Annotated in this window: 11 protein-coding genes; 9 read left to right on the top strand and 2 right to left on the bottom strand. The window is 70.6% G+C overall.

All coding sequences use genetic code 11. The annotated features are described in order from the left end of the window. Positions 1-130 precede the first annotated feature (130 nt). The 3 genes from BJ992_RS28210 (at position 131) to BJ992_RS28200 (ending at position 3,102) form a co-directional block, all read left to right on the top strand. A complete protein-coding gene (locus tag BJ992_RS28210) occupies positions 131-967 on the top strand; it encodes a 2,3,4,5-tetrahydropyridine-2,6-dicarboxylate N-succinyltransferase (RefSeq protein ID WP_184986107.1) in 837 nt (278 codons plus the stop codon). After that, the gene (dapE, locus tag BJ992_RS28205) at positions 960-2,030 is read left to right on the top strand and encodes a succinyl-diaminopimelate desuccinylase (RefSeq protein ID WP_184986104.1); all 1,071 of its coding nucleotides are present in this window, start codon (positions 960-962) and stop codon (positions 2,028-2,030) included. The genes BJ992_RS28210 and dapE overlap by 8 nt, the downstream gene beginning before the upstream one ends. A 274-nt stretch (positions 2,031-2,304) precedes the next feature. After that, a complete protein-coding gene (locus BJ992_RS28200; RefSeq protein ID WP_184986102.1) occupies positions 2,305-3,102 on the top strand; it encodes an LOG family protein in 798 nt (265 codons plus the stop codon). Positions 3,103-3,254: 152 nt separating this feature from the next. Here the strand turns inward: BJ992_RS28200 and BJ992_RS28195 are convergent, their stop codons facing one another. Next, positions 3,255-5,564, bottom strand: coding sequence for a glycoside hydrolase family 9 protein (locus tag BJ992_RS28195; RefSeq protein WP_221475015.1), 2,310 nt, complete (start codon positions 5,562-5,564; stop codon positions 3,255-3,257). Positions 5,565-5,755: 191 nt separating this feature from the next. Here BJ992_RS28195 and BJ992_RS28190 point away from each other — a divergent pair, with 191 nt between their 5' ends. The 5 genes from BJ992_RS28190 (at position 5,756) to BJ992_RS28170 (ending at position 11,507) form a co-directional block, all read left to right on the top strand. Next, a complete protein-coding gene (locus BJ992_RS28190; protein WP_343072898.1) occupies positions 5,756-6,793 on the top strand; it encodes a LacI family DNA-binding transcriptional regulator in 1,038 nt (345 codons plus the stop codon). A 253-nt stretch (positions 6,794-7,046) separates the two neighbouring features. Then, the gene (locus BJ992_RS28185) at positions 7,047-8,504 is read left to right on the top strand and encodes an arabinofuranosidase catalytic domain-containing protein (protein WP_184986100.1); all 1,458 of its coding nucleotides are present in this window, start codon (positions 7,047-7,049) and stop codon (positions 8,502-8,504) included. 335 nt (positions 8,505-8,839) lie between these two features. Next, the gene (locus BJ992_RS28180) at positions 8,840-9,676 is read left to right on the top strand and encodes a CPBP family intramembrane glutamic endopeptidase (protein ID WP_184986098.1); all 837 of its coding nucleotides are present in this window, start codon (positions 8,840-8,842) and stop codon (positions 9,674-9,676) included. Beyond that, positions 9,673-10,827 carry a histidine kinase gene (locus tag BJ992_RS28175; protein ID WP_184986096.1) on the top strand — a complete coding sequence of 385 codons (1,155 nt, stop codon included), beginning with the start codon at positions 9,673-9,675 and terminating at the stop codon, positions 10,825-10,827. The genes BJ992_RS28180 and BJ992_RS28175 overlap by 4 nt, the downstream gene beginning before the upstream one ends. Before the next feature lie 20 nt (positions 10,828-10,847). Next, the gene (locus BJ992_RS28170; protein WP_184989191.1) at positions 10,848-11,507 is read left to right on the top strand and encodes a response regulator; all 660 of its coding nucleotides are present in this window, start codon (positions 10,848-10,850) and stop codon (positions 11,505-11,507) included. A gap of 19 nt (positions 11,508-11,526) precedes the next feature. On the opposite strand, the gene BJ992_RS28165 is transcribed toward BJ992_RS28170, so the two are convergent. Beyond that, entirely contained in the window at positions 11,527-12,003 is a 477-nt protein-coding gene (locus BJ992_RS28165; RefSeq protein ID WP_184989189.1) for an RrF2 family transcriptional regulator, read from the bottom strand. Positions 12,004-12,099: 96 nt separating this feature from the next. On the opposite strand from BJ992_RS28165, the gene BJ992_RS28160 reads away from it, so the two are divergent. Beyond that, on the top strand, positions 12,100-12,837 hold the full coding sequence (locus BJ992_RS28160; RefSeq protein WP_184986094.1) for an SDR family oxidoreductase: 738 nt from the start codon (positions 12,100-12,102) through the stop codon (positions 12,835-12,837). Positions 12,838-12,840: the final 3 nt, after the last annotated feature.

Below are 12,840 nucleotides of genomic sequence, written 5' to 3'. Positions count from 1 at the left end.
AAAAATATTGCCACGCTGAGCACGACAACTATCGCGATGATCGTCAGAACCGCTCGTGAGAAACGCCGTGCCACGCACAAGAACCTACCGGCCCGATCGCGGTGTGTGTGCGGCACTAAGCTCCCGTTCCATGAGCGAGACCTTCGAGAGCCCCCTTCCCGCCGCCGTAGAGGACCTGTGGAAGCGCCGCGACGAGCTGTCGCCGGCCGACACCGAGGCGCGTGACGTCGTCGTCGGCGCGGTCGACATGCTGGACACCGGCCAGGCCCGGGTCGCCTTCGTGGACGACGCCACCGGTGAGGTGGTCGTGGACGAGCGCGCCAAGCGCGCCATCCTGCTCGCCTTCCGCGTGCTCGGCATGGCCGAGAGCCAGGTCGGCGACTTCCGCCACCACGACCGCGTGCCGCTGAAGACCACCCTGGACGGGGTGCGTGTGGTGCCGGGTGCCATCGCGCGCTGGGGTGCGCACCTCGCACCCGGCGTGGTGCTCATGCCGTCGTTCACCAACATCGGCGCGTACGTCGCCAGCGGCACCATGGTGGACACCTGGGCCACCGTGGGTTCCTGCGCGCAGATCGGCAGGAACGTCCACCTGTCCGGCGGCGTCGGCATCGGCGGCGTGCTCGAGCCGCCGAACGCCGTGCCGGTGGTCGTCGAGGACGAGGCGATGATCGGCAGCCGCGCGATGATCGTCGAAGGCGCACGGGTCGGCAAGGGCTCGGTGGTCGGCGCCGGCACGATCCTGTCGGCCTCGGTGCCGGTCATCGACGTGGAGACCGGCGAGGAGATCAGCCGCGGCCACATCCCCGACTGGTGCGTGGCGGTCGGCGGCACCCGGCAGCGGGAGTTCCCCGGCGGCACCTTCGGCCTGCCGTGCGTGCTGGTGCTCAAGCGCCTCGAGCCGGGACAGCGCCACAGCAAGTCCGAGCTGAACGACGTGCTGCGCAGGCACGGCGTCAATGCCTGACGCCGCGCCGCTCGACCTGTCCGCCGACGTCAGGGACCTGACGGCGGCCCTGGTGGACGTCGAGTCGGTCAGCGGCGGCGAGAAGGCCCTCGCGGACATGATCGAGGCGGCCCTCGCGCCGCTTCCCCACCTGACGGTCGTGCGGGACGGCGACGCGGTCGTGGCGCGCACCGAGGCCGGCCACGCCGAGCGGGTCGTGATCGCCGGCCACATCGACACCGTGCCGGTCGCCGGCAACCTGCCGTCGCGCGTCGAGGACGGTCTGCTGTACGGCTGCGGCACCTCGGACATGAAGAGCGGCGTCGCGGTCGCGCTCAAGCTCGCCGCCACGGTGGAGCGGCCGGCCCGCGACGTGTCGTACGTGTTCTACGAGTGCGAGGAGATCGAGGCCGCACGCAACGGCCTCGGCCGGCTGAGCCGCACGAGGCCCGAGTTGCTGGCCGGTGACTTCGCCGTGCTGATGGAGCCCACCGACGGCGAGATCGAAGGCGGCTGCCAGGGCACGCTGCGCGCGGAAATCGTCACCACCGGCCGCCGCGCGCACAGCGCGCGGTCCTGGCTCGGCGTCAACGCCGTCCACGCCGCGGCCGCGGTGCTGGAGACGTTGAACGCCTACCGGCCGAGGGAACCGGTCGTGGACGGGCTCGCGTACCACGAGGGCCTGAACGCCGTCGGGATACGCGGTGGGGTGGCGGGGAACGTCGTCCCCGACGAGTGCGTGGTCACGGTGAACTACCGCTTCGCACCCGACCGTTCCCTGGAGGAGGCGCAGGCGCACATCAGCGACCTGTTCGCCGGCCACACCGTGCGGTTCACCGACGGAGCCCCCGGCGCGAGGCCCGGCCTCACCCACCCGGTCGCCGCGGCCTTCGCCGAGATGATCGGCGGCGAGCCCCGTGCCAAGCTCGGCTGGACCGACGTGTCGCTGTTCTCCCGCCTCGGCGTCCCCGCCGTCAACTACGGCCCGGGGAACCCGCACCTGGCGCACCAGCAGGGGGAGTACGTGACGCTCGACACGATCGTGGACTGCGAGCGGCGCATGCTGCGCTGGCTGGCCGGCTGAGCGGTCCAGGGGGCCCAAAACCACCTGAACGGGCTGTGTGTCCCTCATATCGCTCATGTGGCGCCACGCAGGACGGCACAAAAGAAAGTGGCTTTCCTCGCCGGCCATTTGGCGGGGAAAGCCACTTTCAGTCCCGAGCAGCACCCTCGTCACTTAGACGTGGCCTACCGGAGATCCGGTTCCCCGGTTCTTCGCGGATTTTTCAAGATTCTTTCATGGGCCGGGCAACCTACGGGCGTCCCGCGCGTCGTCCCGGCCCGTTAGCGTGAGCGGCATGACCGAAAGTACACGTGAGGAGCGCCGCCAGGGCCCCGCCCTGGTCCGCGGCAAGTTCCTCCCCCAGTCCACCTATGACGCGCGCCTGCTCGACCAACGCGGCTCCACCGAGTGGCTCCACATGGACCCCTGGCGCGTCCTGCGCATCCAGGCCGAGTTCGTCGAGGGCTTCGGCCAGCTCGCCGAGCTCCCTCCCGCCGTGACCGTCTTCGGCTCGGCCCGCACCCCCGCCGGCACCCCCGACTACGAACTCGGCGTCCAGCTCGGCCGCTCCCTCGTCAAGGCCGGCTTCGCCGTCATCACCGGCGGCGGCCCCGGCTGCATGGAGGCCGCCAACAAAGGCGCACGCGAAGCAGGCGGCATCTCGGTGGGCCTCGGCATCGAGCTCCCCTTCGAGCAGAGACTGAACGATTATGTGGACCTCGGCATCGAGTTCCGCTATTTCTTCGTCCGCAAGACCATGTTCGTCAAGTACGCCGACGCCTTCGTCGTCCTCCCCGGCGGCTTCGGCACCCTCGACGAACTGTTCGAGGCCGTGACCCTGGTGCAGACCGGCAAGGTCACCCAGTTCCCCATCGTCCTCATCGGCACCGAGTTCTGGCGTCCCCTGATCAACTGGATCAACGAGACCCTGCTGGCCAACGGCATGATCTCGCCGCACGACCCCAAGCTGCTCCACGTCACCGACGACCCCGAGGAAGCCGTGCGCCACATCGTGGACGGCCGCCGCCGAGCGGAACAGGCCGTCGTCGAGGCCCGCGTCCAGGCCGCCGCCGAACAAGAGGCGAAGTCCTGACGGTGTGCTTCGGATCGTTCCGGCCAGGGCGATCCGGCGCTCCGTGCGGGCCAGGGTGGGCCGAGGCGGCGACGGACTCCAGGTCCGAGACCCGGCGCCGTGATTCCACGGCCTCACGGTGTCGTCCCGTGAGGCCGTGGGGTGCGGCCGGCTCAGGCCGGGGTGCAGGTCACCGGTGAGGGGACGGCGTTGGTCCCCGACCACGAACCGTTGAAGCCGAACGATGTCGTGGCGTTGGCAGCCAGCGTTCCGTTCCAGGAGAGGTTGGTCGCGGTCACACCGGCGCCGGAGGAACTGTAGGAGGCGCTCCAGAGCTGAGTGATCCGCTGGCCGGACGGGAACGTCCAGGTGACGGTCCACCCGGTGATGGGGGTGGTGCCGGTGTTCCGTACCGTGACATCGGCCCCGAAGCCGGTCGGCCACTGGTTGTTGATGTTGTAGGTGGCGGAACACGCCTTACCGGCTGTGGGGGTGGGGGTCGGCGTGGGTGTCGGCGTGGGGGTGGGAGTCGGTGTCGGGGTGGGTGTCGGGGTGGGAGTCGGTGTCGGTGTCGGTGTCGGTGTCGGTGTCGGTGTCGGTGTCGGTGTCGGTGTCGGCGTGGGGGTGGGGGTCGGTGTGGGGGTGGGGGTGGGGGTGGGAGTCGGGGTGGGGCCGGTGCCGCCTGCCTTTTCCCTTGTCCAGGCGCTCACCCAGACCAGTACGGCGTTCCAGTTGACGGCCACCTCGTTGACCGACCAGGCGTCGATGTCGTCCAGGTAGCACTTCTGGGGACGGCATCCGCTGAGACGTTGCTGGGCCACGGGGTCCTGCAGGCCGCTGTTGGGTCCGCCGGCCAGGGCTCCGGGGGGTGCGATGGGGAGGGAGGAGTTCAGCTGGTTGGCCCAGAAGCGGTGGTGGACGTTGCGCGACGGCTTGTCGCCGTACTGGGTGACGTAGGAGTAGCCGAGGGGGTTGCGGCCGAGCTCGTACGCCATCGTCTCGAACACGCCGGTGCGGAACCGTTCGGCCTGGGTGAAGTCGTAGGCGAGGGCGAGCAGCACGGCGTTGTTGAGGATCAGGTTGTTGGAGCCCCAGATGTAGCCGCCACCGGGTGGCTGGAACGGCACCGGGTACGCCTGGCCGCGCATGATGTTCAGCAGGTTGTCGGCGTTGGAGACGAACGCGCCGCGCAACTGCTGGCCGATGGAGGACGTCAGGCCGTTCGGGACCAGGGCCAGCGTGATGTCACCCAAGCTGCCGACCTCCCCCCACTGCGCGCCTTCGGTGGTGAAGCTCCTGCCGTAGTACAGCGACGACGAGGTGAGGTCGGTGCGGTAGGTCTGCTTCCCGGTGGTGGCGTACAGCTCCGCGGCGGCCCAGTAGAACTCGTCGGTCACCTTGTTGTCGGAGTAGGAGCCGCCGCCGACGTCGTCGGAGGTGGGGGCGAACCGCGACGGGTTGGCCTTGGCCGCGGCGTACGCCTTCTCCGCCGCCGTGAGGCAGCGCGTGGCGAAGGCCGAGTCGATGCCGGTCCACACCCGCGCGCACTGCGCGGCGGCGGCGGCGAGATTCAGCGTCGCGGCGGTGCTGGGGGCCGACAGCAGCCGGGTCTGCGGATCCTGAGCCGGCAGCAGCGGCAGCCCGGTCCAGTTCTGGTCGTGGATCTTGTGGTGGGCCATGCCGGCCAGCGGACGGCCGTCGGGGACCTGCATCTTCATCATGAAGTCGAGTTCCCAGCGCGCCTCGTCCAGGATGTCGGGCACACCGTTGCCGCGCTCCGGGATGGACATGGTGCCGTCGCCGAAGGCCGAGATGTCGGCACCCGGGATGTTCTTGGCCCGTTCGTAGACGTTGACGAGCTGCCAGGCGGACATGCCGCCGTTGATCACATACTTGCCGTGGTCGCCGGCGTCGTACCAGCCGCCGCGCACGTCGAGCGAGTAGCCGCAGCTGCTGCGGCAGGCCACGTTGTTGTCACCCTGGTTGGGGGAGACGTTGAGGTGGCCCGCCGCGCGCGCGTACTGGCTGCCTCCCGCGTACTGCGCGGTGATCGCGATGCCGCTGCGCTGGTGGTAGAAGAACGCCAGCGCGTCGTAGGGGAGCTTGCGCCAGGCGTCGGTGCCGATGTCGAACGGGTGACTGGACTCACCGTTCACGGTCAGCACGTAGTTGCTGCCGGATCCGGTGTAGGAGGAGAAGTCGATCTTGTGAGCGTTGTCCCCGGACGGCGCGTCGGCGCCGACGACGGTCGTGGTCCCGCTCGCCACCACCTGGTCGGCGCCGTCCAGGAGGTTCCACGTGAGGGGCGAGCCGGAACCGCTCACCACGGTGGCCTGTTTGGCGGCGGTGGGTGCGTAGGCGACCTGGTTGACCTTGATGTTCTGACCGAGCGGCGGCCGCGCGGCGCGCGCCATCCCCGTCCCGGTGACCATGACGAACGACACCGCTCCGACGAGCAGCGCCAACGCGGCTCGCGGCAGCACCGTCCGGTGTGATCCTTGCACGGCGGGTCCCTTCTGCTGTGCGCTTCAAGGTTCGCCATCGTGGACCCGGGACCGGGACAGGAACAGCACCGGCGGAAATGGAACGACGTTTCCGCAGTTCAACCGCGATGATTCACGGTAAGATTCTGCACTTTTCACGAACGTTTCCTGGTGGTCCGTAGAATCTTCGCGTGACCCGTACCCCCGACGATCCGCCGCCGGGACCGTCCGCTCGGCAGGCCGTGACGCTGGCGCACATCGCGAGGCTGGCGGGTGTCTCTCCCCCCACCGTGTCCAAGGTGATCAACGGTCATCCCGGGGTGTCGACGGGGACGCGGCGCCGGATCGAGGACCTCGTCAGGGAGCACGGCTGGCGCAGGCCGGAGACCGCGGGGGCCGGCGTGGTCGTGGAGGTCCTCTTCCAGTCCCTGGACAGCCTGTGGGCCCTGGAGATCATCCGCGGCATCGACGAGGTGGTCCAGGCCCGCGGCATGGTCGTGGCCCTCATCGACATGCGGGGACGGCGTTCCCCGCACGGCGGCTGGATCGACCAGGTGCTGGCCCGGCGTCCGGCGGGGGTGATCGCCGTTTCCGCCGACCTCAGCGAACGCCAGCAGGTACGGCTCGCCAGCAGGTCCATCCCGCTGATCGCCTTGGACCCGCGTGGCGAGCCCGACCACCGGGTGCCCTCGGTCGGAGCCACCAACTGGAACGGCGGCCTGACCGCCACGCGCCACCTGCTGGAGCTCGGTCACCGCAGGATCGCCATGGTCAACGGCCCGGACACCTTGATGTGCTGCCGGGCCCGGGTGGACGGCCACCGCGCGGCCCTGGACGTGGCCGGCGTCCCGGCCGATCCGGCGCTCCTGCGTACGGCGCCGCTCTACGTCGAAGGAGGCCGGACCGAGGCGGAGGCGTTGCTCGCGCTGCCGGATCCGCCGACCGCCGTGTTCGCCGCCAACGACCTGCAGGCCCTCGGGGTCTACCAGGCCGCGCAGCGGCGCGGGCTCCGGGTCCCCGGCGACCTCAGCGTCGTCGGGTTCGACGATCTGCCGCTGGCCCAGTGGGCGGACCCTCCGATGACGACCGTGCGGCAGCCGCTGGCCAGGATGGGTGCCGTCGCCGCCGAGATGGTCATGGCCGCCGCCGGCGGCCGCGCACCGGCCGACCACCGGGTGGAGCTGGCGACCACGCTGGTGGTCCGGGCGAGCACGGCCACGCCACGCTAGCGCCGGAGTGAAAGTTCCACGGCATCGCGTCCCGGGGGCGGAACGCGTCACGACAACAGCCCAGGCGGCGCACCGGGGGCACCCGGACGTCCGAGAGATCAGATCCGCGTTCTTGACGCCGGGACCCTCATTCATTTGACTCCGCGTACTGCCAACCGTAAATCGGTGTCGGACGAAAGTGAATGTTAGCGCTAACATTCACCGGGCCCTTGTTCCTGTGCCGTCCGATCACGATTCCTGATCGAGAGAAGGCATGATGTTCTTCCGGAGCCTGAGAAGAGTGCTCACGGCCGGGGCGAGCGCGTTGCTCGCCGCCACCTGCCTGGTCGGCGGCGGCACGGCACGAGCCGCCGCCTCGCAGCCGTGTGACATCTACGCGGCAGGCGGTACGCCGTGTGTGGCGGCGCACAGCACGACCCGTGCGCTGTTCGGGGCGTACAACGGCCCGCTGTACCAGGTGCGCCGGTCCTCCGACAACACCACCCGGGACATCGGCGTGCTGAGCGCCGGCGGAGTCGTCAACGCCGCCACGCAGGACTCGTTCTGTGCCGGCACGAACTGCGTGATCACCATTCTCTACGACCAGACCGGCCGCAACAACCGGCTCACCCAGGCGCCTCCGGGCTACTGGAAGGGCCCGGCCGCCGGCGGATGGGACAACCTCGCCGACGCCAAGGCGGCGCCGATCACCATCGGCGGCCAGAAGGCGTACGGCGTCCGCGTGGAGCCCGGCACCGGGTACCGCAACAACAACACCAACGGTGTGGCGACCGGTGACCAGCCCGAGGGCATCTACGCCGTCGTGGACGGCACGCACTACAACCAGTGGTGCTGCTTCGACTACGGCAACGCGCAGACCGACGGCCAGGCCGACGCTCCCGCCATCATGGAGACGGTCTACTTCGGCGCCAACAAGCAATGGGGCTACGGGGCCGGAGCCGGCCCCTGGATCATGGCGGATCTGGAGTGGGGCCTGTTCTCCGGGGTGAACGCGGGCTACAACAACATCGCCTCCATCAACCACCGCTTCGTCACCGCCGTCGTCAAGGGCGAGTCGAACCACTGGGCGATCAGGGGTGGCAACGCGCAGTCGGGTGGCCTGACGACCTACTACGACGGACGGCGTCCGAACGGCTACCACCCGATGAAGAAGGAAGGAGCCATCCTGCTCGGCATCGGCGGCGACAACAGCGTCTCCGGCCGCGGCACCTTCTTCGAGGGGGTGCTGACCTCCGGCTATCCGACGGCCGCCACCGAGGACGCCGTGCAGGCCAACATCGCCGCCGCCGGGTACGCGCCGTCGGGAGGCGGCACACCGCAGCAGGGTGTCCAGATCGTGGGGGGCCAGTCCGGCCGGTGCGTCGAGGTGCCGAACTCCAGCACCACCAACGGCACCCAGGTACAGATCTGGGACTGCGGGAGCGGCACCAACCAGCGCTGGACCAGCACCTCCGGCAGGCAGCTCCAGGTGTACGGCAACAAGTGCCTGGACGCCAACGGTCAGGGCACCGCCAACGGCACCCAGGTGATCATCTGGGACTGCAACGGCCAGTCCAACCAGCAGTGGAACGTCAACTCCAACGGCACCATCACCGGCGTGCAGTCCGGGCTGTGTCTCGACGCCAACGCCGCGGGCACGGCCAACGGCACGAAACTCATCCTGTGGTCCTGCAACGGTCAGGCCAACCAGCGATGGACCCTGCGCACGTGATCCCGGCCATCCGGCTCGGCACAGCGATCGGGTGAGACGTCTCGGGCGGAGGTCTGGATGCTGGTGGCCACGGGCTGCCGGGAACAGACCTCCGCTCGTTCTTTCCCTCGATTCGTGCCTTCTCCTGCAAAGCGGAATAACCCTGAATGTGACCGCTAACATCGGCGTGGATTCTCGACACGGTTCTGATTCCGGTCGCGGGTTCCCGCCGGCTCGTCCCCCATGCGAGCTACCCGGAGGTGTCCACCGCGCGGTGACGATCAGGGGTGCCTCGCATCCATAGCGTTCTCGGCACGGCGCGGCACACGGCCGCGGGGAACGCACAAGGAGTCGTCATGCGGCTGTTGAAGCAGCTCGGGGCCGTCGCGGTGGTGGCCTTCATCGGGGGTCAGCTGGTCGGCGCGGTGCGGGGGGTCGCCTGGCCGGCGCTGGTCCTCGGCGGCGCGACGGCGGTGCTCGCGGTCCTGGCGTACGCGTGGGTGGTGCGGCGCACCGAGCGGCGTGAGCCGGTGGAGGTCGCGAGGACGGGGGCCGGGGCGGCCCTCGGCAGAGGGGTGCTGCTCGGTGCGGGGATGTTCACGGTGGTCATCGGGCTGATCGCCGCGTTCGGCGGCTACCACGTGACCGGGTTCGGGTCCGTGGCGGGGCCGGTGGCGCTGATCGGGGTCATGGCCGCGGCGGCCGTGACCGAAGAGCTGATGTTCCGCGGCGTGCTGTTCCGCATCGTCGAAGAACGCGTCGGCACGTGGGTCGCGCTGGTGCTGACCGGCCTGGTGTTCGGCATGGTGCACCTGGTCAACCCGCACTCCAGCCTGTGGGGTGCGCTCGCCATCGGCATCGAGGCCGGCTGGATGCTCGCCGCGGCGTACGCCGCCACCCGCACGCTCTGGCTGCCGATCGGGCTGCACTTCGCGTGGAACTACAGCGGGGCCGCGATCTTCGGGGCCGACGTGTCGGGTAAGAGCGGGTCGGACGGGCTGCTCGACGCCGTGACGTCGGGGCCGGTGGCGCTGAGCGGCGGCGCCTTCGGGCCGGAGGCGAGCGTGGTGACGGTGATCGCCGGCCTGGTGCTGACGGCCCTGTTCATGCGGCTGGCCCGCAGGCGCGGCACCATCGTCCCCCGCCGCGGCCGTTCCGGCGCCACCGGCCGTGACGCTACCCTCGTCCCGTGATCGGCTTCCGGCGCGTCCCGGACCTTTGGCGGGGATACGACGTCACGGTCCGGGATCTCCCCGTCGCGCTCCTGCTCGCCGTCCTGTCGTTCGTGCCGGCGTTCCAGGAGCAGGGGACGCAGCTCGGCGACCTGCCGGACCGGCCGTTCGACACGCTGACCTTGGCCGTCGTCGCGCTTGAGTGCCTGCCGCTGGCCGTACGCCGCCGGTGGCCCGCCGCCTGTCTCGCGCTGGTGTCGGCCGGTTTCGCCGCCGACCAGCTTCTCACGTACCACACGTTCTCCGGCGCCGCGCTGGCCGTCGCGCTGCTGAGCGCGGGGGCCCACCTGGAACGTCACCGGCGCGAGGTCGCGGTCGTCCTGTCCGCGGCGTACGTGCTGCTGGCGGTCACGCTCAACCGGCTCGGGTCCCCCGAGGACCTGGCCGGGTTCGCGACGTTCTACCTGGTGCTTGCGGTCGCGTGGGGGGCCGGCGCGTGGCTGCGGACCGCACGGGCCGCCGAGGCCGAGCGCCGCCGCCACGTCGCCGAGGCCACCCGCGCCGCCGAGCGCACCCGCATCGCACGCGAACTGCACGACGTCGTGACCCACCACGTGACGGCGATGGTCGTGCAGGCCGAGGCCGCGCGCTACCTGACCGCGGCCCCCGAGCGCCTGGACCAGAGCCTGACCGCCGTCACCGACACCGGGAGGCGAGCCATCACTGACCTGCGTCACCTGCTCGACCTGCTCGACCCCGGCCATGGCCCCGGGCCGGTGACATCGCGGACCGGCGAGTTGCGCGAGCTCGTGGAGCAGACCCGTCTGGCCGGCCAGCCGGTGGAGCTGTCGGAGGAAGGCAGCCCACGGGAGACGACCGGCGGCGCCGAGGCCACGGCGTACCGTGTCGTGCAGGAGGCCCTGACGAACGCGCTCAAGTACGCGCACGGCAGCCGTACCGAGGTCCACGTGCGGCACCGCGCCACCGAGATCACCGTGGAGGTCGGCACCGAGGGCCCGGGGTCGCTCGCCGCCTCACCTGGCGGAAGCGGTCGCGGTCTCATCGGGCTGCGGGAACGGGTCGAGGTGCTCGGCGGCGAGTTCAGCGCGGACCGGCGGCCCGGCGGCGGCTTCGTGGTGCGGGCCCGCATCCCGGTGGCGAGCGCCGCGTGACCGCGCCGACCGGAGTGCCGATCGGGGTGCCGATCCGGGTGCTGGTCTGCGACGACCAGGCCCTGATCCGCACCGGTTTCGCGACCATCATCGACGCGCAGCCCGACATGGAGGTCGTGGGGGAGTGCGGGGACGGCAAGGCCGCGGTCGAGCTCGCGGGACGGCTGCGTCCCGACGTGGTCGTGATGGACGTGCGGATGCCGGTGCTCGACGGCATCAAGGCGACCCGCCTGCTCGCCGGCGCCGGTGTGGCCGACCCCGTGAAGGTCCTCGTGGTGACGACGTTCAACCTCGACGAGTACGTCTACGAGGCGCTGCGCGCCGGCGCCAGCGGTTTCCTGCTCAAGGACGCGCCGGCGCCGCAGCTCCTGCACGGCGTCAGGACCGTCGCCACCGGCGCCGCGCTGCTGGCCCCGGAGGTGACTCGGCAGCTCGTCGGCAGGTACGCCGCACGGATACGTCCCGCCGACGGCGACCCCGCCGACGTACCGCTCACGCCGCGCGAGCTCGAGGTGCTGCGCCTCATCGCCGACGGCCTGTCCAACAACGAGATCGCCGCGACCCTGGTCATCAGCCACGAGACCGTCAAGACCTACGTGTCGCGCATCCTCACCAAACTCGACCTGCGCGACCGCGTGCAGGCCGTGGTCTACGCCTACCGCCGGGGTCTCGCGACCTGAAGCACCCGCACGGCTGCCGTCACGTGGGAGAGCTGCCGAGCCAGGTGCCGACGCGGCCGAGGGTGCCGGGGCCGCTGGTGATCTCGACCTGTGCGGCCAGGTCGGCGATGGTCGTGGCGCGCAGCGCGGCGCGGCGGGCCGACTCGGCCTCGGCCATGGCGCGGGAGATGGGACACGGGGTGGTGCAGGCCTCGGCGGGGGTGGCGAACGGGCCGCGCTGACGGATCTCGGTGCACACGAAGGCCGGGCCGAGGCCGTCCACGGCTTCGACGACGTCGAGCAGAGTGATCGTCTCCGGGGGACGCGTCAGGACGTAGCCGCCGGACTTGCCCTGCACGGACGCCACGAGGCCCGCTCTGGCGAGGGCCTGGAGCTGCTTGGCCAGGTAGGTCGGCGACACGTCGTGGAACTCGGCGAGCCGGGCCGCCGGCACCGGTTCCGCGACGGACGTGAGCACCACGCAGCAGTGCAGGGCCCACTCCACGCCTCCTGACATCTTCACCCTGCCATTATCCGCACCCCGGTAACTCGGACAAAACTTGTCCGAGTATGGTGGGTGGTGAAGAGACGACATCGACGGAGAGGGACCATCATGAAGATCGCGGTAATCGGCGGGACCGGCCTGATCGGCTCGCGGGTGGTGCGCGACCTCACGGCCGCGGGCCACGAGGCCGTGCCGCACGCGCTGTCCACAGGTGTGGACGTCGTCACCGGCGCGGGTGTGGACGACGCGGTGGCGGGTGCGGACGTCGTCGTCAACCTCACCAACTCGCCGACGTTCGACGACGCCTCCCCGGCCTTCTTCCAGACCTCGATGGACAACCTCCTCGCCGCGAGCGCCAAGGCCGGCGTCGGTCACTTCGTCGTCCTGTCGATCGTCGGCGTCGACCAGGTGCCGGACCTGGTGTACTACCGGGCCAAGGTGCTCCAGGAGGACGTGCTGCGGGCCGGGCCCGTGCCGTACTCGATCGTGCGCGCCACGCAGTTCATGGAGTTCGTGGACGCCGTCCTGTCGTGGACCTCCGACGGGACGACCGTCCGCCTGCCGCGCACCCCGATCCAGCCGATCGCCGCCGCGGACGTCGCCGCCGCCGTCGCCGAGGTCGCCGCCGGTGACCCGCTGAACGGCGTGCGCGACGTCGGCGGCCCGGAGGTCTTCACGCTCGACGAACTCGGCAGGATCACCCTCGCGGCCAAGGGTGACGGCCGCACCGTCGTCGCCGACGACACCGCCGGCATGTTCGCCGAGGTCAAGGGGGACGTCCTCACCGCTCCGGCCGGCGCGGTCATCGCCGCCACCCGCTACCGCGACTGGCTCGCCAAGGCCTGACCC

Source organism: Sphaerisporangium rubeum (genome assembly GCF_014207705.1).
Lineage (GTDB): Bacteria > Actinomycetota > Actinomycetes > Streptosporangiales > Streptosporangiaceae > Sphaerisporangium > Sphaerisporangium rubeum.
This window is presented reverse-complemented; position numbering and strand designations above follow the sequence as displayed.